Source organism: Salmonirosea aquatica, assembly GCF_009296315.1.
GTDB classification, from domain to species: Bacteria; Bacteroidota; Bacteroidia; order Cytophagales; family Spirosomataceae; genus Salmonirosea; species Salmonirosea aquatica.
On sequence record NZ_WHLY01000002.1, the window covers coordinates 6,174,401 to 6,198,727 of the forward strand.

General features: G+C 49.8%; 24 protein-coding genes. 16 read left to right on the forward strand and 8 right to left on the reverse strand.

Annotated features, from left to right (window positions below; all coding sequences use genetic code 11):
* Positions 1 to 24: 24 nt before the first annotated feature.
* The 5 genes from GBK04_RS26850 to GBK04_RS26870 all read left to right on the forward strand — a co-directional run bounded on the left by GBK04_RS26850 (position 25) and on the right by GBK04_RS26870 (position 5,939).
* Positions 25 to 1,074, forward strand: a complete 1,050-nt coding sequence (locus GBK04_RS26850) for a methyltransferase (protein WP_152765109.1) — start codon at positions 25 to 27, stop codon at positions 1,072 to 1,074.
* A 128-nt stretch (positions 1,075 to 1,202) separates the two neighbouring features.
* Positions 1,203 to 2,351 (forward strand): FAD-dependent monooxygenase, encoded by a 1,149-nt coding sequence (locus GBK04_RS26855; protein WP_152765111.1) that lies wholly within the window; start codon positions 1,203 to 1,205, stop codon positions 2,349 to 2,351.
* Positions 2,352 to 2,410: 59 nt separating this feature from the next.
* The gene (locus GBK04_RS26860) at positions 2,411 to 3,466 is read left to right on the forward strand and encodes a sensor histidine kinase (protein WP_373331388.1); all 1,056 of its coding nucleotides are present in this window, start codon (positions 2,411 to 2,413) and stop codon (positions 3,464 to 3,466) included.
* Between the two features lie 163 nt (positions 3,467 to 3,629).
* On the forward strand, positions 3,630 to 4,970 hold the full coding sequence (locus GBK04_RS26865; RefSeq protein WP_152765113.1) for a glycosyltransferase: 1,341 nt from the start codon (positions 3,630 to 3,632) through the stop codon (positions 4,968 to 4,970).
* A gap of 183 nt (positions 4,971 to 5,153) precedes the next feature.
* The gene (locus GBK04_RS26870; RefSeq protein ID WP_152765115.1) at positions 5,154 to 5,939 is read left to right on the forward strand and encodes a MerR family transcriptional regulator; all 786 of its coding nucleotides are present in this window, start codon (positions 5,154 to 5,156) and stop codon (positions 5,937 to 5,939) included.
* A gap of 85 nt (positions 5,940 to 6,024) precedes the next feature.
* Here the strand turns inward: GBK04_RS26870 and GBK04_RS26875 are convergent, their stop codons facing one another.
* Positions 6,025 to 6,399, reverse strand: a complete 375-nt coding sequence (locus GBK04_RS26875) for a T9SS type A sorting domain-containing protein (RefSeq protein WP_152765117.1) — start codon at positions 6,397 to 6,399, stop codon at positions 6,025 to 6,027.
* Between the two features lie 197 nt (positions 6,400 to 6,596).
* Positions 6,597 to 6,797: a hypothetical protein gene (locus GBK04_RS26880; protein WP_373331389.1), complete on the reverse strand. Its 201-nt coding sequence runs from the start codon at positions 6,795 to 6,797 to the stop codon at positions 6,597 to 6,599.
* A gap of 220 nt (positions 6,798 to 7,017) precedes the next feature.
* Here GBK04_RS26880 and GBK04_RS26885 point away from each other — a divergent pair, with 220 nt between their 5' ends.
* Positions 7,018 to 8,070 carry a sensor histidine kinase gene (locus GBK04_RS26885; protein ID WP_152765119.1) on the forward strand — a complete coding sequence of 351 codons (1,053 nt, stop codon included), beginning with the start codon at positions 7,018 to 7,020 and terminating at the stop codon, positions 8,068 to 8,070.
* Between the two features lie 181 nt (positions 8,071 to 8,251).
* On the opposite strand, the gene GBK04_RS26890 is transcribed toward GBK04_RS26885, so the two are convergent.
* Positions 8,252 to 8,620 carry a hypothetical protein gene (locus GBK04_RS26890; protein ID WP_152765121.1) on the reverse strand — a complete coding sequence of 123 codons (369 nt, stop codon included), beginning with the start codon at positions 8,618 to 8,620 and terminating at the stop codon, positions 8,252 to 8,254.
* Between the two features lie 156 nt (positions 8,621 to 8,776).
* Complete coding sequence (locus GBK04_RS26895) at positions 8,777 to 9,805, reverse strand: sensor histidine kinase (RefSeq protein WP_152765122.1); 1,029 nt, start codon at positions 9,803 to 9,805, stop codon at positions 8,777 to 8,779.
* Positions 9,806 to 10,032: 227 nt separating this feature from the next.
* Here GBK04_RS26895 and GBK04_RS26900 point away from each other — a divergent pair, with 227 nt between their 5' ends.
* The 5 genes from GBK04_RS26900 to GBK04_RS26920 all read left to right on the forward strand — a co-directional run bounded on the left by GBK04_RS26900 (position 10,033) and on the right by GBK04_RS26920 (position 15,110).
* Entirely contained in the window at positions 10,033 to 10,962 is a 930-nt protein-coding gene (locus GBK04_RS26900) for a hypothetical protein (protein WP_152765124.1), read from the forward strand.
* 39 nt (positions 10,963 to 11,001) lie between these two features.
* The gene (locus GBK04_RS26905; protein WP_152765126.1) at positions 11,002 to 11,733 is read left to right on the forward strand and encodes a carboxypeptidase-like regulatory domain-containing protein; all 732 of its coding nucleotides are present in this window, start codon (positions 11,002 to 11,004) and stop codon (positions 11,731 to 11,733) included.
* Positions 11,734 to 11,868: 135 nt separating this feature from the next.
* The gene (locus tag GBK04_RS26910) at positions 11,869 to 12,966 is read left to right on the forward strand and encodes a sensor histidine kinase (protein WP_152765128.1); all 1,098 of its coding nucleotides are present in this window, start codon (positions 11,869 to 11,871) and stop codon (positions 12,964 to 12,966) included.
* 45 nt (positions 12,967 to 13,011) lie between these two features.
* Complete coding sequence (locus GBK04_RS26915) at positions 13,012 to 14,061, forward strand: sensor histidine kinase (protein WP_152765130.1); 1,050 nt, start codon at positions 13,012 to 13,014, stop codon at positions 14,059 to 14,061.
* Positions 14,058 to 15,110 (forward strand): sensor histidine kinase, encoded by a 1,053-nt coding sequence (locus GBK04_RS26920; protein WP_152765132.1) that lies wholly within the window; start codon positions 14,058 to 14,060, stop codon positions 15,108 to 15,110. The genes GBK04_RS26915 and GBK04_RS26920 overlap by 4 nt, the downstream gene beginning before the upstream one ends.
* Positions 15,111 to 15,116: 6 nt before the next feature.
* On the opposite strand, the gene GBK04_RS26925 is transcribed toward GBK04_RS26920, so the two are convergent.
* Positions 15,117 to 15,896 carry a LytR/AlgR family response regulator transcription factor gene (locus GBK04_RS26925; protein ID WP_152765134.1) on the reverse strand — a complete coding sequence of 260 codons (780 nt, stop codon included), beginning with the start codon at positions 15,894 to 15,896 and terminating at the stop codon, positions 15,117 to 15,119.
* A gap of 315 nt (positions 15,897 to 16,211) precedes the next feature.
* On the opposite strand from GBK04_RS26925, the gene GBK04_RS26930 reads away from it, so the two are divergent.
* The 3 genes from GBK04_RS26930 (at position 16,212) to GBK04_RS26940 (ending at position 18,474) form a co-directional block, all read left to right on the forward strand.
* Positions 16,212 to 16,760 carry a DUF1599 domain-containing protein gene (locus GBK04_RS26930; protein ID WP_373331390.1) on the forward strand — a complete coding sequence of 183 codons (549 nt, stop codon included), beginning with the start codon at positions 16,212 to 16,214 and terminating at the stop codon, positions 16,758 to 16,760.
* An 88-nt stretch (positions 16,761 to 16,848) separates the two neighbouring features.
* Positions 16,849 to 17,952, forward strand: a complete 1,104-nt coding sequence (locus tag GBK04_RS26935; RefSeq protein ID WP_152765136.1) for a BT_3928 family protein — start codon at positions 16,849 to 16,851, stop codon at positions 17,950 to 17,952.
* A gap of 15 nt (positions 17,953 to 17,967) precedes the next feature.
* The gene (locus GBK04_RS26940; RefSeq protein ID WP_152765138.1) at positions 17,968 to 18,474 is read left to right on the forward strand and encodes a shikimate kinase; all 507 of its coding nucleotides are present in this window, start codon (positions 17,968 to 17,970) and stop codon (positions 18,472 to 18,474) included.
* Positions 18,475 to 18,535: 61 nt separating this feature from the next.
* Here GBK04_RS26940 and GBK04_RS26945 read toward each other — a convergent pair whose 3' ends face one another.
* Both GBK04_RS26945 and GBK04_RS26950 read right to left on the reverse strand, forming a co-directional pair.
* The gene (locus GBK04_RS26945) at positions 18,536 to 20,089 is read right to left on the reverse strand and encodes a hypothetical protein (protein WP_152765140.1); all 1,554 of its coding nucleotides are present in this window, start codon (positions 20,087 to 20,089) and stop codon (positions 18,536 to 18,538) included.
* A 109-nt stretch (positions 20,090 to 20,198) separates the two neighbouring features.
* A complete protein-coding gene (locus GBK04_RS26950; RefSeq protein WP_152765142.1) occupies positions 20,199 to 21,470 on the reverse strand; it encodes a hypothetical protein in 1,272 nt (423 codons plus the stop codon).
* 184 nt (positions 21,471 to 21,654) lie between these two features.
* Here GBK04_RS26950 and proS point away from each other — a divergent pair, with 184 nt between their 5' ends.
* Positions 21,655 to 23,130, forward strand: a complete 1,476-nt coding sequence (proS, locus tag GBK04_RS26955; RefSeq protein WP_152765144.1) for a proline--tRNA ligase — start codon at positions 21,655 to 21,657, stop codon at positions 23,128 to 23,130.
* Between the two features lie 68 nt (positions 23,131 to 23,198).
* A complete protein-coding gene (locus tag GBK04_RS26960) occupies positions 23,199 to 23,630 on the forward strand; it encodes an FKBP-type peptidyl-prolyl cis-trans isomerase (RefSeq protein ID WP_152765146.1) in 432 nt (143 codons plus the stop codon).
* A 55-nt stretch (positions 23,631 to 23,685) separates the two neighbouring features.
* Here GBK04_RS26960 and GBK04_RS26965 read toward each other — a convergent pair whose 3' ends face one another.
* Positions 23,686 to 24,324, reverse strand: a complete 639-nt coding sequence (locus GBK04_RS26965) for an AlbA family DNA-binding domain-containing protein (RefSeq protein ID WP_152765148.1) — start codon at positions 24,322 to 24,324, stop codon at positions 23,686 to 23,688.
* Positions 24,325 to 24,327: the final 3 nt, after the last annotated feature.

The following is a 24,327-nucleotide window of genomic DNA, read 5'->3' on the forward strand; positions in this document are numbered from 1 at the left end:
AATTGGCCAAAAGCCACAAAAACAATGGAAACAACCCTTGAAATTGCTCCTAAAAAGGTCATCTCTCCCGACCACATCATGAAAATCGGAATGGGATTCTGGGCATCGAAAACGCTGCTAACTGCCGTTAAAATGGATCTTTTTACCAAGCTGGGAGAAGACTCGCTGAGCCGGGAAGAACTTCAGCAAAGCCTGGGACTACATCCGCGCAGTAGCGCCGACTTCTTTGATGCCTTGGTTTCGCTTGGCTTGCTGCATAGAAACGGCAAAGATTGGGAGGAAAAGTACTGCAATACGCTCGAAACCAGTATTTTTCTAGTTCGGACTTCTCCAGCATATGTAGGCGGTATACTTGAAATGGCCAACGACCGGATGTATGGCTTCTGGGGTAATCTGGAAGAAGGCCTGCGTACGGGTCAGCCCCAGAACGAGATCAAACAGACGGGTAAGTCTGGATTTGAAGCAATTTATGCTCAGTCTGACGTGCTGGAACAATTCCTGAACGGGATGGCGGGTGCCCAGGTTGGCAACTTCATGGCCCTGGCCAATGCCTTCAACTTCGGGGCTTACCGTTCGCTTTGCGACATTGGTGGTGCCAACGCTACACTTTCTATTTGCTTAGTCCAGAGCCATCCGCACCTCCAGTGCCTGTCACTCGATTTGCCGCCCGTGGCACCCATTGCCGCCCGTAACGTAGAGCAGGCTGGGCTGACCGGGAAAATACAAATCGGCGCACTCGATTTTCTGACCCAGCCCTTCCCTGCCGCCGAGGTGATTACCATGGGCAATATCCTGCACGACTGGAATCTGGAGACCAAGAAAATGCTGATTCGTAAAGCCTATGAGGCCCTGCCTGAAAATGGAGCACTGGTGGTAATCGAAAATATTATCGACGATCAGCGGCGGGAAAATACTTTTGGACTGCTGATGTCGCTGAATATGCTCATCGAAACGGAAGGTGGATTCGACTACACGTATGCTGATTTCAACGAATGGGCTACCGAAGCGGGCTTTCATTCGACCACCAAAGTACCCCTCGCGGGTCCGACCAGCGCGGTGATTGCCTATAAATAATTCCGGTATTTTTTTTTCTAAAAGCTTCGATCTTTTGGATCTTTCTAGTTCATTTTTCACCAAAATGTTCCCTGATCAATGCCAGGAAAGTCAGAGGGCATTCTGGTTATCTAAACCGTACTATCAGCATGAAAAATAACCCTTCCTTTACCATCATCGGTGGTGGCATTGCCGGGCTCACCGCCGCCATTGCCCTCAGCCGGATCGGCTTGTCAACCCATGTTTTTGAAGCATCGCCCCGGCTCCGTCCGCTTGGGGCGGGCCTGGCTCTGGCGGCCAACGCCATGCAAGCCTTCAAACGCCTCGGTATCGCCGATAACGTGATCCAAAAGGGGAGGCAGATCGATACATTTTCCATTCTGGACGAGGGTGGAAAAACAGTGAGCCGCACCGACAGTCGGGCGGTCAGCGAACGCTACGGCATCGACAACTTTGCCATTCACCGGGCCGAATTGCATGAGGTACTACTGAACCAACTACCTACCTCTCAGGTGTCGATTTGCAAGAAGGCCATACGAATCGAGGAGCTCCCCGGAGGAGTCACTGTCTTTTTCGACGATGGCACTACCCATCGTTCCGACTATCTCCTGGTAGCAGATGGCATTCACTCGCCCATTCGTCAGCAACTGGTACCCGGCTCGGTACCGCGCTACGCGGGTTATAGTTGCTGGCGGGCGGTGGTATACCGGCCCGACCTCGCCCTGACCGAAGCCACCGAAACCTGGGGGCGCCGTGGGCGTGTCGGCATCGTACCGCTTACTGAGAATCGCGTGTACTGGTTTGCCTGCGTGAATGCGCCCGCCCAAAGCCCATTGATGCGACGGATGACATCTGCCAGGCTGGCCGAACTTTTCGGAGAATACCACGCTCCAATTCCTGGTTTATTGAGCCAAACCCCAGACGAAAACCTACTCTGGAATGACATCATCGATTTGAAACCGCTTTCCAGTTTTGCCTTTGGCCGTACTTTGCTGCTTGGTGATGCCGCCCACGCCACTACCCCTAACATGGGGCAGGGAGCTTGCCAGGCCATCGAGGATGCAGTGGTACTTGCCGATACCCTGGCGAAAAATGATTCGGTGGAAGAGGCCTTCCGGGAATTTGAAAAACGCCGATTGACGCGTACTCGCACCATTACCAATAACTCACGGCGGATCGGGCAAGTGGCACAGTGGAGTAATCCGCTGCTGGCTACGATGCGAAACTACCTTTTCCGCCATATGCCTGCATCTGCAAATGAGCGGCAACTTGAGATGCTCTATTCGGTTGATTTTTAATAATTTTTCCTCGCAGATTGCCTTTCCACCTACTAATTTTATGCTTTTAATGTAGGTACGTGAAAAAATTCTTTGCCCTTGACCGCTACGATCTGATCGTAATGCTGGTTAGTTCGCCAGTCATATTCCTGGCCAACTACCTCATTTTGGGAAGTACGTATTTTGAGAGAACCGACGTGTTCATACCGGCGACCCTCGGAATGACTGCGTTGTATGTAGTGTCCGCCTGGCTGATGGATGCCTGGATGAAGTACATGCGTTACCGGTTTGGAGCGCTTGACCAGGCGCTACGCCGGGTAGTCTATTGCCTGATCTTTTACATGACCGCCACGCTGGGGGTGGCCTTTCTTGTTTTCGCGTTTTACGATTGGTTCAACCTACCAGGGTACCGCTATGACCCCGTGATATTCCGTTGGACGATACTCATCGGCTGGACATCCAATTTGGTTTCCATCGGTATCACAGAATCTTTTTATTCCTACGGGCAATGGAAAGACAGTGTCCGGCGGGAGTACGAAATCCGGCAATTGCACATGCAAAGGCAATTGGACATCCTGAAACACCAGGTGAATCCGCATTTTTTGTTCAACAGCCTCAACTCGCTACTCGCTTTAATCGAAGACGATCCTCAACAGGCCGGACTGTTTGTGGAGGAGTTGAGTTCGGTCTATAGATACGTGTTGCGGGCCAACCGCGCCGAGGGACCCGACCAAAACCTGACCGACCTGGATACGGAACTCGATTTCATTCATTCGTATTTTCACTTGCTGAAAACCCGTCATGCCAGCGGGCTTGAACTAATCGTTTCCGTAGACGAAGGTGCGCGGGCAAATTTGCTGCCTCCGCTAACGCTTCAACTTTTGGTGGAGAATGCCGTCAAGCATAATATTGTGCTTCCTGAGCTTCCCCTGACAATTGAAATATCCACCGACGGAGCAAATCAGCTTTTCATCAAAAACACCCTGCAAAGAAAACGGACACGCGTAGCATCCAACGGCGTCGGACTAAGTAATATCCTGACCAAGTACCAGCTATTGGGACAACCGCTGCCCCATTTTCAGGAATGCGATGGAATGTTTGTGGTCAGCCTGCCTCTGATCCCGGCCCGTTCCTAACAGGGACCCTACCCGTTTCTCCAATCCCTATAAGCCGCTTCATCAGCGGCTTTTTCCGTTTCAGGAAACCTACCCTTGAATCCCTGCCTACCTAATTCCAATTTTACACCTACCAAGACGGTCATTCATTCATTCGAAACCATTTTTTACAAACCAATAAGCCATGAAAAAACAACGCATTTTATTTGCCACTATGCCTATGGATGGGCATTTTAGTCCCCTGACTTCCCTGGCTAAACACCTTAGCGACCTGGGACATGAAGTTCGCTGGTACGTCGGCGGTCATTACGGGCAGAAAGTAACCCGACTTGGTCTGCATCACTATCCGTTCGTGAAAGCGCAAACAGTCAATCAGGAAAACCTCGACGTTCTTTTCCCGGAGCGAAAAAACATACAGGGTACCGTGGCACGGCTGCGCTTTGACATCAATCAGGTGTTTCTGCTGCGTGGGCCCGAATTTGTTGAAGACCTGACTATGATTTATAATGAATGGCCGTACGACCTGATCGTCCATGATGTCGCGTTCATGGGAGGTTCCCTGATCAGGGAGTTGCTTCCGATCAAATCCGTAGCCGTGGGAGTGATACCCCTGGCCGAGTCGGATAGAAACCTGCCTCCCTCCGGACTGGGAAAAATTCCCGCCTCGGGTTGGTTCGAACGTCAGGCCCAGCATATGTTGCGCTACCTGGTACAAGACGTTATGTTCAAACCCTGCAACGATCTGCACAACCAGATACGACGTCAACATGGCCTTCCCGCCGTCAAAGGTTTCCTTTTTGACTATGCCGTCCGCTCAGCCGACCTTTATTTGCAGAGTGGGGTACCTTCTTTCGAATTTCCACGTGAGCGTATTAGCCCCAACGTCCGTTTTGTCGGCGCTATGCTACCTTACCAACGAGACCGAAAACCATCTTTCGAGTATGCCGGCAAAGCGTTGGACGCACGGCGGGTGATACTGGTGACCCAGGGGACAGTGGAGAAGGATATTGAAAAAATTCTTGTCCCTACCCTCAAAGCTTTTCAGAATGACCCCGATACTCTGGTAATCGCCACAACGGGTGGTTCACAAACGCAGGAATTACGCGACCGCTTTCCGCAGGAACATTTTATCATTGAAGATTTCATTGATTTCAACTCCGTGATGCCCTATGCTCATGTATATGTCACCAACGGCGGCTATGGCGGCGTCATGCTGGGGCTAAAGCATAACCTACCCATCGTGGCGGCGGGTGTACATGAGGGTAAGAACGAGATTGCGGCCCGCGTCGGTTATTGTGGGGTAGGCGTGAATCTGAAAACCGAAACCCCCAAAGCCAACCAGATTCACCGGGCCGTGGAGCGGGTGCTATCAGACATTACCTACCGGCAGAATTTGCGAAAACTTAGCAGGGAATTTGATGCGTATCGGGCCAATGAACTAGCCACGCAGCACATTCAGGAACTGTTCGAAAAGTCCATTGAACTAGTGTTCACGAACTCTGGATCGCTTTCAGTAACAGATTAAGGTAAAGCAGTGTCCATCAAACCGCCACCAGGTTACTTTACATCTGGTGGCGGTTTTTTGTGTTTATAAATTCTTGAAATAAAAGACCTTGAAATAATTTTTGTCAAATATTTAAAAAAACGCTTGACTCTTCCCTTACGTCATAGCCTTTCTTTGCAGCGTCGGATTCAAAACCATACGGCAATGAAAAGTTTTAGCGTGAAGAAAGTATCCAAAATTTCAGGGGTGAGTGTGCGCACACTTCATCACTACGATTCTATTGGGTTGTTGAAGCCATCGCACCGTACCGAAGCCGGCTATCGGTATTATGATGAAGCACGACTACTCCGTTTGCAGCAAATTCTTTTCTACCGGGAACTCGGATTTTCGCTCCGGCAGGTTCGTGAAATACTGGATGATCCGGGTTTCAGTCTGATCTGGGCCTTGGAAAATCACAGGTCAGCCCTGGAAAACCGGCAAAAACGAATCGCCAGCCTATTGGTTACGATCGACAGAACCATCCAAAACTTAAAAAAAGGAGAAATTATGACAAATCCAGAACAACTTTACGAGGGGTTGCCCAAAGAAGTAGGAATTACCTACCGCCAGGAAGCGATCGACGAATACGGCCAAGATGCCGTTGACCAATCGGAAAGAGCGTTAATGAAAATGACTAAGGAAGATTTGGAAAAACTCAAAAAGGAACAGGGTCAGATTGCTTCCGAGCTTTTCACCATGCAAAATGAAAACCCGGAGAGTGATGCCGTGCAACGGGTGATTGCTCGCCACTACGCCAACATCCGAATGTTTTGGGGTACTTCAAATCTACCGGACAAACAGGCGGAAGCCTACGCAGGATTAGGAGAATTGTACGTCAATGACGAGAGATTCACGTTGGTCAACGGTGTTCCCCAGCCCGGGTACGCCCTTTTTATGCAGAAAGCTATGCGGCATTTTGCCAACACCCAGTTGAAAAAGGCTTCTATGTAACGCACAGCCAATCCGTAGTATTTCAAAAAGCCAAAAGCCCGGACTCAGAATGAGTCCGGGCTTTTGGCTTTTTGGGTATGACGGACTAACTCAGCCGAAAGACCCGTTCATTAACCTGGCCGATTACGACTGTCTTGGTCGTGACCTGCTTGCCGATCTTTACGCGTACTTCATAGGTACCCGTGCCGAGTTCGGTGAGGTCGAGTGTTTGCTGTGCCCCGTTTTTAAGGCCGATCACATTGTGGTACAATTTCTGCGATTGGGTCCGAATCTCGATGTTCGCATTGCCTTCCTGGCGATCGAACGCAAGCTTGAGTTTCCCATCCTGGGTCAGCCAGAGGGCCATTTTACCCGACACTACATAGGTCGAGGTTTCGGTACCTGCCGCCAAAGGTTTAGCGTCAGTGTCGGGAGCCAGGCCGAGGGCGCAGGCAAGGGCGAAAGTGATTAGAGTTTTCATGCTAATAGATGGTTTTAATACATGTAGTTTACAAAGACCGCCAATCCATTCGAGCGATTTAGTGTAACAAAGTTGGTGGATTCGGTACTACCCCGAAATTACCCAGGGGGTGGAATGTAGATAATTCCGGATGAAGCGTAAGAAGTTCTGAGTGAGCCGGTTTCTAAATCAGCGGAAGTACGACCCGAAATTCCTGACTATCGTTTCACGCAAGGTTCAGGTTTCCCCAGCATCTCGTACTTGGTCAGAACGTTGCTGATTCCCACGCCGTTGGAAAGGGCGCGGATGGGCTTGCGTTGAAGGTTATTGCTGACAATCAAGCGATGCCGGGCATCACTGGCCAGTGAAATGATAAGCGGTTGGTCGGGCAGAATGATGTTGTGTTTGACGGCATACATGGTAGAAAAATCAATTTAATACCCATTACCTCGCTCTGTTTCCGGGTAGGATTGGCACGTCTTTCGTACCTTACACTGACGAATCCCTCGGCTCCCGTTTCGCCCCCGTCTTTTTCCGGTTCGTAGGCCAACCAATACGTTTCGTCGGGGTCGTTTGCTGTGTCTGGCGGCCAATTTGCTAATTTAACGCTTTCCTTTCCTAAAAGTTTTGGCTCAGACTATGCAACGGTTAAATGACCGCTGGATGCGGCTACTGGGAGTTCCGATACTGGCGTTGCTGGGTCAGGGCATGATGTATGGGTACACCAACGTACCTTATCCCAACGATTGGCGGATACCGCTGTTTTTTGTGCTCGGCACCATCGTGGTCTGGGAAACCAATCGCATCGGCATTCTGCTCTCCCGGCGACAGTTCCCCGAACTAGCGCAGACCTGGAAACGGGTACTGCTGCAACTGGTTTGGTTTGTAATTTTCTCGACGCTCATCCGAATCGCCCAAACAGTAGTCTATCAATTGGTTGGCTTATGGCATGATAAAGATACGTTCGCGTTCAAGGCTTACTTTTTCAATGCACTGGTATCGGTGGTAGGTACCGTACAGATAGCCGCGGTGTTCGAAGGCATCTACCTATACGAGCGTTGGAAAGTGTCTTACACCGAGGCTCAGGAGTTGAAAAAAGCCAGCCTGCAAAGTCAGCTCGATACACTTAAAAGCCATATCAATCCTCATTTCCTGTTCAATAACCTCAACTCGCTGTCGGCGCTGATTGACAGCGATGCCCGGCAGGCCGAACGATTCCTGGACGAATTCTCGTCCGTATATCGCTATCTGTTGCAGCAACAAAACCGCAATCTGTGTCCGCTGGCCGATGAACTGACCTTTATCGACGCGTATTTTTATCTCCTTAAAACCCGCTATGGCGAAGGAATTTCACTGCAAAAAGACATTGCCCCGGACTATGAGGACCATCTGATTTCACCTCTGACCTTGCAGATGCTGTTCGAGCAGATCATCAGCCAAAACATCATCGACGCAGGCAGCCCACTCCTTATCCAGCTTTATGCACGGGATCAGATGGTTTATGTTGAAAGCAACCGGCAGCCGAAGGCAGTGGCCGGGGACACGGGCCAACCGGGTCTACAAAATATTATTGCGAAGTACCGACTACTTAGCCAGGTGGCCGTATTGGTACAGCAGAACGAACATATCGTCCGGGTTGGCATTCCGCTGATTGCGCCCACACCCGTCCCTCCTTCACTCCACTCAACCTAAGTTTAACCGCCTGATTTTCAATAGTTCACCTAGACAATTGTAACAGGCGAGGACGCATTTGGCTATTAGATAAGCGGCTAATGGAAGGAGTTGGTAAAATGCTTGGACATACATAAAACCAATCGCTCCCGACTCAAATCGAATCGGGAGCGACTGGTAACGTACGAGAAGCTAGTACTTATTAGTTCAACTTGAAAGTGTGTTCTTTTACGTATCCGATCTCGACGGTCTTGCTCGTCACCTGCTGACCGATAATCACGCGGATTTCGTAGGTGCCGGAAGGAAGGCGCGACAGGTCGAAGCTCTGCATAGCACCGCCGTGCAGAGCGATCACTTCCTGGTAAAGGGTACTCCTTCCGTTGCGCAACTCAATGGTCGCCCGGCCTTCCTGACGGTTGAAGGATACTTTGAGTTTTCCGTTGTCACCCATCCACATGGCCATGTTTTTGGTGACGACGTAGGGAGAATTTTCTGCCGAGGGAATCTTGGCGTCAGCGTTGGGAGCCAGGCCGAGGGCGCAGGCAAGGGCGAAGGTCATTAAAGTTTTCATGCTAATAGATGTTTATGTTTTTTGGTAAAGCCCGCCGAGACATTCGGCGATTCGATGGGACAAAGTTGATGGATACGGCACAGGTTTGGAAACGCTCTTTTTCCGAACCGCCTCTATTGACCTATAAACCGTAAAAAGTTCGGAATGAGTTGATTCTCAGACCAGCGATAGCACGACCCGAAACTCCTGCCCATCGTCCTCCACGCTAGGCGCGGGTTGGCCAAGCATTTCGTACTTAGTCAGAATGTTACTGAGTCCCACGCCATTGGAAAGGGCGCGACTGGGCTTACGTTGAAGGTTATTGCTGATGATCAAACGATGGTGCGCATCGCTCATCAGTGAAATGGTAAGCGGTTGGTCGGGCAGAATGATGTTGTGTTTGACGGCATTCTCGATCAGTAGCTGTAGCGTCAAAGGAGGAAGTTGCCGTACTTCAGCCTCCGGAACGATATTTATTTCCAGCCGTAGGGCATCCCCGTATCGGGTTTTGAGAAGTTGATAATACGATCGGATAAATTCCAGTTCGTTAATCAGCGGTGTCAGTGGACCTTCATTAGACCGCAGCAGGTAGCGGTAGACTGTACTGAGTTCTTCCGCAAAGATTTCGGCCTGTCGCGGATCTTCCGATATCAAAGAAATCAGCGAATTGAGGCTGTTAAATAAAAAATGGGGGTTCACTTGCTGCCGTAAGGCATCCAACTGCGCCTGAAGCTGGGCTTTACTGAGGGTATCTACTTCCTGACGCGACTCTGCCCAATGGTTGAAGTTGTGAATGCCCTCATACACGAACACTACGACCAGGACAATCAGCACGATAAATAAAAGGGTAAAACCCAGTCGAATTGGGTCAGCCACGAAGTGGGGAAGGGGTAGGTAACGGTAAATCGCAAAAAGTACCAGGTAATGCAGACACGAACTGATGGTGCACAGAATGTACCGCCAGGCCGCACGACGCATATAATACTCGAGGCCAGGGAACCGCTGATCGAGTTTGAGAGAAATGTAATTATTGACCAGCCAGTTCTCAAACGAAACGGCTAACGTAAGGAGCGTTGCCAGCCAAAACGTGTTGGCGTGTTGCCAGTACGCTTCGCCGATCAGAATCCAGTTGACACTACCAATCACGATAGGAAGAACGACAATCTGCAAAAGCTTGTCATGCTTGGAATAGGACGGTAGTTTCATTATGCGCAGGTGCTGGGAATCTTAGTCAAAAATACGTATTTGACTATTGAACGCAAAACACATTTTTGCCCTACCCTACTTCTTTTCCCCGAGCCCGACCTATCTCACTTCATCAGGGGCTTTTACCGTTTCATCTGCCTTACCCTTGAAACTCTTTTTGCCCGTATCCACCTTTGTAGCAAGCAATTCCCAGCTCCAGTTAACAACCTTAAAATATTCTATCAGCCATGAAAAATGTATTTGGTAAAATTATTCTCGTAACTCTACTTGCCTGTGCGCTCGCCTTCCGTCCGGGTGATGTACTCACCGATCTCAAGCTCAGTTCAGAACAAGTGGGCGAACAGGTTTTTAATCAACTGACCGCTGAGCGTCCCGTTCTGGGCCTACCCTCCGAAAGCCGGAAGATCGCCCGGCAATTATCGGCCAGTATGCGGGTAGCTTCGGTTCGGGCCCTGTACACCGTGTCCAGGGCTTACGTGCAATCTGATGACTTCCGTACCCGCTATGATCGTTGGATGAGAAGTAAGTATCACGTCGACGCGGGAAATATGCCGCCCGTAGAGGTATCTTCCGATGAGCTCAGAGTCGCCCAGGAAGCGCAATTGGCCCAGGTCTTGGCAACATTTTCCACCATGACTCCCCAAATGCTGTCGCTCATGCTTCCCCAGCAAATGGCGACCATTCAGCAGCAAATGCGTGAGGCGGATGCTCCGACTAAAGCGGCTCTGACGCGCGACATCCTGGTACTGAGGGACATTCAGCCGCTCGCTACGGCCAATCCTTCCGAGTTCAAAACCCGCTACCTCGCTTTCATGAAACGTTCGCTGACTCAACAAATGGGGCAAGGTAGGGAAGCCGAGGAAGAACGCCGGGTACAGGTCCGGGAAAAAGTGGAGGACTACCAACACCGCCTGGCGATGTACCGAGCCAATGCTGACCCTAACCTGGCCATAAAAAAAAGGCTTTCAGCATTTATCACGCTGGCTGAATCCGTAGACTTTAATGCAGAAACTATACTACAAGGCCACAAAACCGAGTTTGTGCGGGCTGATTACCGCCTTCAGTCGGCAGAGTGGAAGCAACTCTACCGGTTGGGTCGCGAACCCGTGTTGATAGCCCGTGACCTGGCCCGCGGCTGGCTCAGCGAATTGAACTAAGTGAAATATGTCAAGGTACCCCCAAAAACAAATGTAGTCATGAAATCTAAACATCTGAATGGCAGTACATTGCCACTGCTTTTACTGTCTCTACTGGCTTGTACCGTTCCCAGTCACGATGGTATTGACCCAGATTCTTCGCAGAAGGGTACGGTTTCGGGCCGTGCGACCGATGCCGCAGGCAAACCTCTGCCCAACGCAAACATTGTAATCAATAACACGCAATTTTATAACCACAATATTCTGGGGCAAACCGACGGAAACGGACAGTATAAGCTGGCCCTCACGCCCGGTTCGTGGTATGTACGGGGAACGGTGCCAATACTGTTCGACAATAAAAAGTATGTATTGGATCTCCATCCCGATTCTGATGCCGCCTTTGCCGGAACGGAGGGAGCGATTCGAAACCTGAGCTTGAAAATCGCGGGAGAACGAACCGGTCAGTTTGGCAACGACGGATACTATGGCGGCCAGGTGGAGGTATTCACCTGGGGTCTTCCTGGCGAACAGATCACGCTGACTCTTCAACCCGTGGGTACTTTGCTGGATGGCACAACGGGTAAAACGATTGCCGGCAAACTAAGCCAGGGGTACCTTGAGGACGTACCCCTGGGCAAATACACCGTGTCGGCCAAGCTAGGTGGGCAGCCCCTTCAGGTAAGAGTACGAAACAGCGGTCAGGAATACCGTAGTAGTGTGACGGCCAGCTTTGATCCTGCCTACCCCGGTGCTGAGGGGCGCTACAAACTAAATATTGAAGTGAGTGAATGACGGGTCATTTCCAGAAAGTACCGCTTCATGGGATATAATTTCCGTTTTGTTGGGCAGGGAGTTTAGACATGCCGGAAATAGTAATAAACTTTAGGCTGGTTTTTCCGGCACTCTTTTCTCAACCTGGCCTGTACCTTGAACCGTCTTAACGATACCTGGCTCCGTATCATCGGTATTTCCACCCTGCTGGCGATCAGTATTTCCGTGAACGACTACTACCAGCGGCCGTACAGCCCCCGGATGCTGTTCAAAATCATGGTCACCCTCGGTACAATCACAGCGATTTGGCATGTGATGCGGTACCTCCTCATTTATTTTCGGAAGCGTTACCCGCGGAAATCCCAGTTCATAAAGCGGCTATCGTTAACGTTTCTTGCGAGTAGCTTCATTAACACAGTAATCATCTGGCTGTCGTGGGCCCTCCAGCATTTGATTACCTACGGCTCGCTGACCGATTTCCGCATTTACCATGACATGGCCAGTATTACCGTCAACAACCATAAGCTTTCTTTGGGCTTGTATGGATTTGATATAGTGCTGGCGGTCGTTAACTTCCTTTTTTTTCAGGTCATGTACGAAATCGTCTTTTTCATCCATGATTCCATCATCCGGGAAAAACAACTCCGGCTGGCCGAGCAGGAACGTGAAATGCTTCGCGCGGCCAATCTGCAAAGTCAACTTGATGCGCTCAAGCAGCAGGTTAACCCCCATTTTCTGTTCAATAGTCTAAATGCCCTGGACTCCCTCATTGAGGATGACCCGCCCCGGGCGCGGGTTTTTCTGGAAGAACTCAGTACCGTCTACCGCTACCTGCTCCGCTCAAACGAACACCACCTGATTGATTTGGAGAAGGAGCTGGGTTTCATCCAATCGTACTATCATTTGTTGAAAACCCGCCTGGGCGACGGCCTGCAGTTGAATCTGGTCATCGACGACCGTTACCGGACCTACAAGCTACCCACGCTAACCCTGCAATTGCTGGTCGAAAATGCTTTTAAGCACAATATCGTGTTACCCGACCAGCCACTCGTGATAGATATCCGTACCGATCAGGCCGGTAATCTTCTTATCCAGAATAATATACAGCGTAAGAATGTAAGGGTGGCTTCGAATGGCGTGGGGTTGAGCAATATCCTGACCAAGTACCGGGTTCTGAGCCAGCCTACCCCTACCATCCGGGAGGCAAACGGCCAGTTTGAGGTAACCCTGCCGTTGATAGATGCGAGTAATTAACTCGTATTTTTGAAGAAATATGGGGCCAAATAAACTCTTTTGCGCATGACACTTTCCATCGAACAGAAAATCCGTCTGGCGGGCCCGATCCTACTGTTTCTAATAGGTACCCTGTTTTTTCGACTGAACTGGTATTTCGAATTGCCGACTGGCGAATTAATCCGCTCCGACATCATTGGCCTGACGGCGGGCTACCTGTGTTGGAATTTGACCCGCTGGGTCGTACAGCGGCTTCAGATACGCTTCCCTGGTCTGACGAACACCCGCCGCCGCTTACTCTGGATGGGACTATTGCTACCCCTCCTGGTCAACATTGCCTGGCTGCTGCGCCAGTTTTTACATATTGGATTCAACGATGCATCCTACATCTGGGTGTCCGTTTCGGCCTATACCTACGCGCTGGGAATACAGATTTTCTACCACGGCATTTACTATACTATTTATGAAGGTGGGTACGTGTTACAGGAATGGCAGCGAAGCTATGAACACAATGAGTGGCTCAAGAAAAACAAGCTACAGCATCAGCTCGAAACCCTGAAAAGCCAGATTAACCCCCATTTTCTATTCAATAGCCTCAACTCACTCTCCATGCTGATCCATGATAACCCACGGCAGGCCGAGGCTTTTGTGGACGAAATCAGCAATGTGTATAGGTACCTGCTTCGGGCCAACGAGCAGCCCCTAACTACTTTGAGGCGGGAATTACAGTTTATTCAATCCTATTTCCAACTGCTCAAAACCCGCTATGGCCCTGGTATCGATTTGCGGATTTTGGTAGAAGCCGAACAGCTGGAGGCCAAAATCCCCCCGCTGACATTGCAGTTGCTTGTTGAAAACGCCGTGAAACATAATGCCGTCCTGCCCGAGCAACCCCTAATGGTCCTCATTGAGGCACGGGGGCAATACCTGGAGGTGCGGAACAATCTTAACCGAAAAAACTCAACCCTTCAATCCAACCGGGTAGGCCTGGCCAATATTTCCGCCAAGTACACATTACTCAGTAGCCAGTCTATCTCAGTCCGGGAGGAAGATGGCTATTTTGTGGTTACGCTTCCTTTATTGGCTTTTGAATCACAAACCTATCCCGGCATATGAAGGCCCCACCCAACGATACCCGACTCCGTTTGCTTGGCCCGCTGGGGCTTTTTGTGTTCGTTGGTGTATTTTTCCGGCTCGACTGGTACTTTCAACTTCCTTTCAAAACGATCCTGATCAACGATACCATTGCGCTGATTGCCGGATTGGTTTCCTGGCAAATTGCCCGGTGGGTGGTACTGCGGATTCAGAAAAATTATCCCGGCCTGGCCAATTCCCCACGCCGTCTGCTGTGGCTGCTGGCTGTATTGCCCGTGCTGGCCAATTTTGCCTGGGTGATGCGCCATGCCGCCCGTTTTTTGATTGATGGCAAGTTTCTGTACTTCAACAATACAATTGAACTAAGCCGAACCATAGGAATTCAACTTTTTTACCACTTCATCTACTTCACAGTATATGAGGTATGGTACATTCTGCGGCAATGGCATCGCGAAACGGTAGAAACCAATGCCCTGGAGAAGACGTCGCTGCAAAGTCAGCTGTCTTCCTTACAGCACCAGGTCAACCCCCATTTTCTATTCAACAGCCTTAATTCGCTCTCCTCACTCATAGGCGAAAATCCGCACCATGCCGATGCTTTTCTGGAAGAGCTTACCTCGGTCTTCAGGTACCTTTTACAGGCGAGTGAAAGGTACCTGGTCACTCTGGGAGAGGAAGTGACCTTCATCCACTCCTACGGCCATTTGCTCCAAGCCCGCTATCAACAGGGAATACGCCTCGAACTGGACATTGATCATGCCTACGAATCGCTGGCGGTTGCGCCACTGACGCTCCAGATTCTGGTGGAGAATGCCGTGCGCTACAATGTAACGCTGCCCGAGCAACCTCTGCACATTCGGATTTTCACCACCCCCGAACGAAGGCTTGGTGTGGCCAATACGCTCCAACGCAGATCCCTCCGCGTCGAAACGACCGGGGGCGGGCTAACCAACCTAACCATGCGCTACGCCCTGCTCAACGAGGGGGAGCTGCTGATCGAAGAACAGCCGGAGTGGTTCCTGGTCAGTGTACCCCTTATCAGCAAAACCACCGTGGAAGCCACGAACTAGGTACCCCTATTTCCCCATCCATTTCTTAAAGTCCGTGGCGCGCTCGCGGCTGACCAGCACTTCGTCGTCGGTGGCGGGCTTAAGGGTGAGTTTTAGTTTGTTGTTAAAATAAGGGTGAATCTGCTGGACTGATGCAACGCTGACGATATACTGCCGATTGGCCCGGAAAAATTGTCCGGGATCAAGCATGGCCTCGAGTTCGTCGAGGGTATAATCGAGCGAAAACTTCTGATTGGAACGGGTACGGAACAGGCTCACACCCGTCTCAGAGGTAAAATAGGCGATGTCGCCTACTTCTACAGGTACCCACTGTGAAAGGTGCCGCACCAGAAACCGGCGGCGATAGTCGGCGGGGGCCACCTGCTGACGTAACTGCTGCACCAGGGCATCAATGGCCACCGTAGGAGCAGACTCTTTGTTGAGTTTCCGGTATTTTTCCAGGCTGGCTTCCAGTTCGTATCGTTTGATGGGCTTCAGTAGGTAATCAATGCTATTCACCTTGAAAGCACGTAGGGCATACTCATCGTATGAAGTCGTAAAAATCACCGGGGCTGTAACGGTGGTCTGCTCGAATATTTCGAAGCTCTGCCCATCCGCCAGCTCAATATCCATCAGTATCAGGTCCGGAGCGCCGGGTTGACCCGGCGCGTTGTCCTCGAGCCATTTTACCGAAGCCCTCACACTGGGGGTGGTACCTACGATACTAAGGGTAGGGTCCACCTCCTGCAGCAGGCGGGTAAGCTTTCGAACTGCTAATGCTTCGTCTTCAATGATCAATACGTTCATGCTTGGGGAAGGATTGGGAGAGAAATGAATCGTAGTAAAACTATATATTTTGCCAATATTCAGCAATGGAAAACCCTGCAAACCTGGTTAAAATCCAGACTGAAACGGAAGAATTACCCGATCAAACGTCACCCATCTGGTCCCATGTCCACTCCCGTCCAACTAGGAAGCATTCTAGCGCCTGTTTGGCCAGTCTATAAGACCCATCTTTTCCAATTCTAGACTTTGTCGCTATCTTTGGCAAAGGCAAGGTAGGTCTTGATACTTACCTTTGTCTATCAGATATACGTAAAGCATTAATCCAATCGTCGTTTCGTGAAAACCACCGAGGCTGAATACCAGGCCGTCATCGATCATTGCCGGGAACTATTCACTAAAAAAAATCAGGATTATGGTACCTCCTGGCGAATTCTGCGACTCCCTTCCATTACCGACCAAATTTTCATCAAAGCCCAGCGCATCCGTACCATTCAGGAGAAAGGCAGCCAAAAAGTACAGGACGGAATTACCGAAGAGTTCGTAGGGATCGTTAACTACTGTGTAATGGCACTGATCCAGATCGCCTTGCAGGGGCGTACCACCGAACTGGCCGTAGACACTATAACCGATCTGTACGACCAGCAGATCAACGAGGTCCGTGAATTGCTTTTTAACAAGAATCACGATTATGGCGAAGCCTGGCGTGCCATGCGGGTCAGTTCCATGACGGACATTATCCTCATGAAGCTACTGAGAATCAAACAAATTGAAGACAATGCCGGTCAGACACTGGTTTCCGAAGGAGTCAAATCGGGCTATCAGGATATGATTAATTATGCAGTGTTCTGCCTTATCACTTCCAATGGCCTGCAGACAAACGGATAGTACCTGGTAGGGTTCACTGTCCGATTTTGAATAGAAGCCGTAATTTTCAATTTTCTATCGCGCCGGCGATCCGGCATCCCTCACTTACATGAAACGAGTTGCCCAGGTTGCTAAAATCATCGTTGGAATTCTCTTCATATTTTCGGGCTTGATCAAATTGAACGATCCCGTAGGTACCGAGATAAAACTGGAAGAGTACTTTGAGGTGTTTGCCACGGATGTACCCGCCCTGCATGACTTCTTCATGATGCTGGTACCCTATGCCCTGGCTTTTTCGGTAGTGTTGTGTGTGGCCGAAGTCGTTTTGGGGGTTGCGTTACTGGTCAACTACAAGCCCAAAACCACCTCCTGGCTGCTATTGCTGATCATTGTCTTCTTCACATTCCTGACTTTTTACTCCGCCTATTTTAACCGGGTTACCGATTGTGGCTGCTTCGGCGATGCCATCAAACTGAAACCCTGGACCTCTTTTGGGAAAGACCTTTTCCTGCTGGTACTGATAGTACTCATCCTGTATAAACGGAAGGAATTCCGACCCATGCCTACGGGTATGATCGTTGCGGTAGCTACGGTAGCTTCCCTAGGGGTTGCTTTTTATGCCATCCGGCATTTGCCCATTCTGGATTTGCTACCCTACCGGGTTGGTGCCAATATTCCCGAGCAGATGAAACCTTCGGAGGAAATGCGGTACAAATACGTGTTTGAAAAGGATGGAAAAACGCAGGAATTCGAGTCCTTTCCTACGGATACTACCTTGAAATTCAAAGAAATGGTACTTCTGAATGAAAATGCCAAACCAAAAATAACGGACTACCGAGCCTGGACCGATGAAGGAGATTTTACTCAGGCGACTTTTAAAGGGAATAAGCTTTTTATCATTATCAAAAACCTGAAGGATCTCAATACGGCAGCGTTTCCTGAAATCAGAAAACTGGTCGGTAATTTGAAGGGTAAGGATGTAGAACCCATGATACTAACCTCGGCCAGCAGTGATGAGATCGATGCTTTCAGAAAATCACAGCAGTTGTCGGTCCCATACCTTTTCGTGGATGCCACTGTACTGAAAACGATTTCCCGTTCCAACCCGGGAATCTGGCTACTGAGCAACGGAACCGTAAAGGGTAAGTGGCACTACAACGATACCCCAACCGCCGAAACGGTGATGGAAAGGCTTGGTCAAAAGACTCCCTAGTTTTCCCGGCAACGCATGAAGAACGTATTTTTGGTGGGAATGCCCTCTTCGGGTAAGTCAACTTTGGGCAGAAAACTGGCCCGTGCTCTCAATTACCGGTTCGTTGATTTGGATAAATTAATCGTAAAGGACCAGAAAAAGACAATTCCTGAGATATTTAGGGAAAAGGGGGAAGGCTACTTCCGGGAGGTGGAAAGTCGCATTTTGCACCAAACCCGGCCTAATCAGTGGTTGGTTGTAGCTACTGGTGGCGGAGCACCTTGTTTTTTCGAGAATATGGCGTTCATCAAAGCAACCGGGATCAGCGTGTTTTTAAACATCCCTCCTGCCGAACTCGCCCACCGGATTTTGCAGCACGGGAAAGATGACCGCCCCCTACTTTCGGGCGTAACTCAGCTCGAACATGAACTCGAGGAGCGGTTGCGGTTTCGTCTTCCTTTTTACACACAAGCTGATTTCACTGTAACGCCCGAAACTTGCAAAATCAATCTGATTCTTGAACTTCTCAGATCATACCTATAAAAAATGCCGGATCTGGTTTTTATATCCTGATCCGGCATTGGATTGATTCTATGTGAGTTTCTTAGAAAAAGGTACCCAACGTGAGCAGCACATTCACTGAGCGGTTTTGGATTTCGACTGAACCATAATCGCCCTGATTATTTAACACATAGGGAGTATACGCCGATGTATAAGCATTATATACCCCGGTTACGTCGGCAAAAAAGCGATCATTCCGAAAACCTACCCCTCCCGAAAATAGCATTTTACTCCGGTCGATATTATCCAGGTTGATACGATAGGGATCGATCAGATAGGCAAACCCTACCCGCGCCCGAAAAACCCCGGCCCGGTATTCTCCTCCGAGGCGAGCATTGACCGCACTCGTGTAGGTATCTTCGATTTCCCGTTTATTGTCGTTCCTGAAAGCCGAATTATCATTCGCATTGAGGGTACTGGTACTCACACGCATACCCCGGTAGCCCATATATTCAGCTGTACCGGTAATGAATCCGTTTTTACCAAAAAAATAGGTAGCTCCCGCCGACGCACGCAGTGGGCTCTGGATTGTATATTCAAAATCGTTAGGCTGAAGCCCTATTTCAGTTACGTCAGGTACGAAATAAACGGGGTTTCCATTTGCATCCGTTTGGGGAATTCCGATGATGTCGGCCTGCACCAGTTCATTGAAGGTTTCCTTGATGGCCATAAACGTAGGAGAAGTAACGGCCAAACCGAATTGCAATTCAGGAGAGGCTTTGTAAATGACACCCAGGGCAATATTGACGCCACTTCCCGTCACATTCAGATCTTCCGTATGGCGGCTACCCCGGAGTACTGTTCCGCCTACGTACTGGTCTTCAAGTGCGCTTGAATAGTTATACTTGATCCGGTTAAAGCCAATTGAAGCCCCCACGTACACCTTATCATCATAGTTTCCGGCATAAGCAAAATTCCACTGGGTATGGGCACCCGTAGCTTCGAAGCTGCCGAACTGATCGGTAGGGCTGTCCCGATCGTACCGAACATAGGGTGGTCCCGCTGCGGTAGAAGGATTGATCATGTACAGTTGATAGTAGGCACCTTCCAGGGAGGTAGCTTGCTGAAAATCGACGTCGTATTCCTGATCCAATGCTTCTGCCGAAATGTTACGGTTGTTGGCCTGATCAACAGCAGCATCCACGTACGCACTTCGGTTGTTACGTCCCTGGTACGAAAAAATATTTTGGAACGACTGCTGCCGGCTAAAGGAAACACCCAGGGAGGTACGTTTCCATTTGCGATTATAGTTCTGCGGACTACCAGCGATCACAAGTGACGCCTGAGCCAGATTGGGGTTGGTTTTACTGTCGGAAGTTACCCGGCCCAGGTAGGTACTCTGTGTACTCAAATTGCTGAAAGCGGGACTCACGCTCAACTCGGAGCGGTTATAGAACCCCAGCCCGGCGGGGTTGCCGCTGATGGTACTGGCATCGCCACCCAGCGCGGCATGGTTTCCTCCTACGCCCTGGAATCGGGCGGTACCCGTCTGGATTATTTCCGAAAAACGAAAGGCATCCGCGGCGTATTGGCCCCGGGATGGCAAAGCCAGCAGACAGATACCCGACGCGACTAAACTGATGTGAATTATTTTCATGAATTAAATAGCTAATAGTGAAAACTGAGGTACTTAATAAACGAAAGACCCTACAAAATTGATTATTTGCAGGGTCTTTTTGTTCAAAATTTATCGATTTACTGGTACATTATCTGGGACCTCGCGAACGCGGGGCACTAGCTCCGCTGCTCGATGATGAACTGCTGGGAGAACTCATACTACTACTTCCCCGGCTTGAATTACTGTTGTATGAAGGGGTAGGAGTACTCCGGGAGCTATTCTCCCAAGAAGACTGCCTCGGAGCCTGATAGGTGGAATTAGTAGTATTTCCCCGACTCTGGTTGTAGGTAGGGCTGCTCTGGTAAGTCCTGGAGCTGTTGGTACTTGAACGCGGTGTCGAATAGTACTGTGAATTAGAGTTGGAACGTCCTGAATAACGGCTTTCTGAACTGGTACGGCCGGCCGATGTCCCGTCGCCATTATAGTAGGTACCACTGCTATTAGCCCGGGGGCGTGCGTAGTAGCTATCCGAAGAAGTGGCACTACCGCCGCGGGTGGTGTAGCCACTCTGGGGTGCCGTGTAAGCCTCACGACCGCCATTGCTGCGTGAGGTGCGCGCCGTATTGGTAAAATCGCGGTTGTAGGTCTCATTGCTGCGGGCAGTAGCCGAGCGGGGTCCATACCCACGTGAGGCACGCCCCTGATCGTAGTTGTTGTTTACGACGATAAGCTGATTCCCAAAACCACCGTAGTAGGGGTTGTAGCCTCCAAAGCCACCGTAACCGAACGGACTATATCCGTATCCACCATAGCCATAAGCCATACTTCCATATCCAAAGGGACTATATCCATACGAGCCATAGCCATAAGGACTATATCCGAAAGCATCATAACCAGAGTATCCCCAGGGACTATAGCCGTATGAGCCGTAGCCAAAAGGACTATAACCCATTCCATAACTAAACGGACTATATCCGAAACGCAAAGACCGGCTTATGCCCATCTGGAAACCCATGCTGAACGCAGAGCCTGCCATGGGCCAGTAGGACCCATAATTCATGTAGCCTGGAAAGAAGCCCGAGCTTTGTCCGGCATAGTACCCCTCGCGAAATCCGGCATTATAACCAACATCGTCGGAGAGACGCCGCGGCATATTTCTGGAAGTCATGTATGACTCGTCGTAATAGTCGGCATTCTGCCCGCTTTGGGCATTGGGATTGGATTCCTGATAATCAGGATTGGCGTAACGGTTGTCTTGTTGAGTGGTGTTAGCTCGGGCGGCCACCTGTACACTCGATGAAGAACCGTACAGATCGTCGTAAGATTCGCCGGAGTTAGTGGCATATTGATTGGAAGAGCATCCCCACATCCCAAAAGCAGCAACCATCGCTAATGAAGTCAATTTTTTCATGGAATTCATGGCACAGATGGGTTAATATGGTTTAGTAGTATCAAACATAAGTATACAAAATTTATTCCTTTTGATTCTAGAACGTTGATATAACTTTCTTAAATACAAATATAGCATAAAAAACTATATTTGCAACCCCAAATAACACTATTCTACTGACAATACGTCATACATTTATTTATTAAAACATATTATGAGTAAAGCCTTGCCCACCCGTAGCGAAAACTACTCCGAATGGTACAATGAACTGGTCAAACGAGCCGATCTGGCCGAAAACTCACCCGTCCGGGGATGCATGGTGATCAAGCCCTATGGGTTTTCGATCTGGGAAAAAATGCAGCGGGCCCTGGACGATATGTTCAAAGAAACGGGTCACAGCAATGCCTACTTCCCCTTGTTTATTCCAAAATCTTTTTTGAGCAAGGAAGCCGACCATGTGGAAGGTTTTGCCAAGGAATGCGCGGTCGTTACCCATTATCGCCTTATGAACGATCCCGTAACCGGAGGTGTGGTGGTGGACCCGGCGGCCAAACTTGAAGAAGAGCTGATCGTGCGACCTACCTCCGAAACAGTGATCTGGAGTACGTATAAAAACTGGATTCAGTCATACCGTGATCTGCCCTTGCTCATCAATCAGTGGGCTAATGTGGTACGGTGGGAAATGAGGACCCGGATTTTTCTACGTACCACCGAGTTCTTGTGGCAGGAAGGCCACACGGCCCATGCCACTTCGGCGGAAGCTGTGGCCGAAACCGAACAGATGCTCGGGGTATATGCCACCTTTGTAGAAGAATGGATGGCCCTGCCAGTCCTCCGGGGTATAAAAACGCCTAACGAACGCTTCGCCGGAGCGGTGGAAACGTATTGTATCGAAGCTTTGATGCAGGATAATCGGGCGCTACAGGCAGGTACCTCTCATTTTCTGGGCCAGAATTTTGCCAAAGCATTCGAAGTAAAGTTTCAGGATAAGGATGGGAAACTCGAGTATGTGTGGGGTACCTCCTGGGGATCGAGCACCCGGCTGATGGGTGCCCTGATCATGGCGCATTCGGACGATAGCGGTCTGGTTTTGCCCCCAAAACTAGCTCCTATTCAGGTAGTGATTGTGCCCATTTATCGTGACGAAAACCAGCTGGCCCGGATTTCAGAAAAAGTGGCCCTACTCGTAAAGGATTTGAAGAAAAGGGGAATCAGCGTTAAGTACGATGATAGCGATGCGTACAAACCAGGCTACAAGTTTGCCGAATACGAACTGCGTGGGGTACCCATACGGCTGGCGCTGGGAATGCGCGACCTGGAAAACGGAACCGTAGAGGTGGCACGCCGGGATACCAAAACCAAGGAAACCCGGACCTACGAGGACATCGTGGACCATGTAGAGACTTTATTGGAAACCATTCAGCAAGCCATTTATGATAAGGCCCTCGCCTACCGTGAGGCTAACTCGCACAAGGCCGACACCTACGATGAATTTAAGGAGATTCTGGACTCCCGGGGAGGATTTATTTATGCGCACTGGGATGGTACCTCCGAAACGGAAGAAAAGATCAAAGAAGAAACCAAGGCCACGATCCGTTGTATACCGCTCGACGCAGTCGAAGAACAGGGTACCTGTATCTATTCAGGAAAACCCTCCAGCCGTCGGGTAGTTTTCGCCCGCGCCTATTAGCATTGAACGATTTAAAGGCCAACGACTGTTTACCTACTTTAAATCATCAATCAAAATAAAACAGTAGTATGAAAAAGGCACAATCCGGCGATACCGTACAAGTGCATTACAAGGGTACCCTTTCCGATGGGCAATTATTTGACTCCTCCACCGGCCGTGATCCCCTGGCTTTCCAACTGGGTAGCGGGCAGGTCATCAAAGGTTTCGACGATGGAGTGACCGGCATGGAGATCGGTGAAAAAAAAACGATCCTGATACCCAGCGAAGACGCCTACGGCCCTGTGAATAATGAGTTGTTAATCAATTTTGATCGCAGTCAAATCCCCTCCGACATTCCGTTAGAGCCTGGTGTCACATTGAATATGCACCAGGAAGGAAATGGACAAGTGGTACCCGTGGTTGTTAAAGAAGTAGCTGACGATCACGTGATTTTAGATGCCAATCATCCACTGGCCGGACAAGACCTGACTTTTGAATTAGAGTTGGTAGGGATTGAATAATCCTGAGCCTTCTGTAAATACTGTAGGGGGAAATCTGAAACCGGATTTCCCCTTTTTACTTTACTAATTTCAAACTGTACAGGGCGGACCTGCCACTTCCCCGCTTCATCACGACCCCCGCTTCGAGCAAATCATTCATCAGGCGGGTCGCCCGCTTTTCGGATACATTGATAAGCTTGGAGAATTCCTTATCCGAAATGGCATCGTTCTGTTTCAGGTACTGAATCAGGTTTTTTACCGGTCGGGTATTGAGAAGCCGGTCCGTGGCCGCATCACCCTCCCCGGGAAGCAGCAGGCGGTTAATCGGGACCGACTTATCCTTCATACGGATATAGATGATCCGTTCCCCCTTTTCATTAATTGCGTAGTGAGGCTTTTCGGCGCTTTCTTCAATTTCAATTCTGAGAATATTTTTGAGCCCCAGCGAAATCGTTTTACAACGTACCAGTAATTCCTTTTCGACTAGTTGGCCGCATGCCCGCTCCAGTTTTTGCAATTCCCGGAGTTCAGATGTGATTCCCACAGTACTACGGTTGTCGGCGATCCCCACGAGTACTATTCCTCCAGAAGTATTGGCGAAAGAAGCCAGGGTTTTGGCAATCTTGAAAGGACTATCAATGGTTCGCTTGAACTCGACGGTCAGCCCCTCCCCCATTTGAATCAATTCAAGTGTAGACTTTTTGAAGTCAACCATAGG

Coding starts and splice junctions, on each gene's coding strand:
- GBK04_RS26850 (WP_152765109.1), top strand. CDS start 25: ATGGAAACAACCCTTGAAATTGCTCCTAAAAAGGTCATCTCTCCCGAC.
- GBK04_RS26855 (WP_152765111.1), top strand. CDS start 1,203: ATGAAAAATAACCCTTCCTTTACCATCATCGGTGGTGGCATTGCCGGG.
- GBK04_RS26865 (WP_152765113.1), top strand. CDS start 3,630: ATGAAAAAACAACGCATTTTATTTGCCACTATGCCTATGGATGGGCAT.
- GBK04_RS26870 (WP_152765115.1), top strand. CDS start 5,154: ATGAAAAGTTTTAGCGTGAAGAAAGTATCCAAAATTTCAGGGGTGAGT.
- GBK04_RS26875 (WP_152765117.1), bottom strand. CDS start 6,399: ATGAAAACTCTAATCACTTTCGCCCTTGCCTGCGCCCTCGGCCTGGCT.
- GBK04_RS26880 (WP_373331389.1), bottom strand. CDS start 6,797: ATGTATGCCGTCAAACACAACATCATTCTGCCCGACCAACCGCTTATC.
- GBK04_RS26885 (WP_152765119.1), top strand. CDS start 7,018: ATGCAACGGTTAAATGACCGCTGGATGCGGCTACTGGGAGTTCCGATA.
- GBK04_RS26890 (WP_152765121.1), bottom strand. CDS start 8,620: ATGAAAACTTTAATGACCTTCGCCCTTGCCTGCGCCCTCGGCCTGGCT.
- GBK04_RS26895 (WP_152765122.1), bottom strand. CDS start 9,805: ATGAAACTACCGTCCTATTCCAAGCATGACAAGCTTTTGCAGATTGTC.
- GBK04_RS26900 (WP_152765124.1), top strand. CDS start 10,033: ATGAAAAATGTATTTGGTAAAATTATTCTCGTAACTCTACTTGCCTGT.
- GBK04_RS26905 (WP_152765126.1), top strand. CDS start 11,002: ATGAAATCTAAACATCTGAATGGCAGTACATTGCCACTGCTTTTACTG.
- GBK04_RS26915 (WP_152765130.1), top strand. CDS start 13,012: ATGACACTTTCCATCGAACAGAAAATCCGTCTGGCGGGCCCGATCCTA.
- GBK04_RS26920 (WP_152765132.1), top strand. CDS start 14,058: ATGAAGGCCCCACCCAACGATACCCGACTCCGTTTGCTTGGCCCGCTG.
- GBK04_RS26925 (WP_152765134.1), bottom strand. CDS start 15,896: ATGAACGTATTGATCATTGAAGACGAAGCATTAGCAGTTCGAAAGCTT.
- GBK04_RS26935 (WP_152765136.1), top strand. CDS start 16,849: ATGAAACGAGTTGCCCAGGTTGCTAAAATCATCGTTGGAATTCTCTTC.
- GBK04_RS26940 (WP_152765138.1), top strand. CDS start 17,968: ATGAAGAACGTATTTTTGGTGGGAATGCCCTCTTCGGGTAAGTCAACT.
- GBK04_RS26945 (WP_152765140.1), bottom strand. CDS start 20,089: ATGAAAATAATTCACATCAGTTTAGTCGCGTCGGGTATCTGTCTGCTG.
- GBK04_RS26950 (WP_152765142.1), bottom strand. CDS start 21,470: ATGAATTCCATGAAAAAATTGACTTCATTAGCGATGGTTGCTGCTTTT.
- proS (WP_152765144.1), top strand. CDS start 21,655: ATGAGTAAAGCCTTGCCCACCCGTAGCGAAAACTACTCCGAATGGTAC.
- GBK04_RS26960 (WP_152765146.1), top strand. CDS start 23,199: ATGAAAAAGGCACAATCCGGCGATACCGTACAAGTGCATTACAAGGGT.
- GBK04_RS26965 (WP_152765148.1), bottom strand. CDS start 24,324: ATGGTTGACTTCAAAAAGTCTACACTTGAATTGATTCAAATGGGGGAG.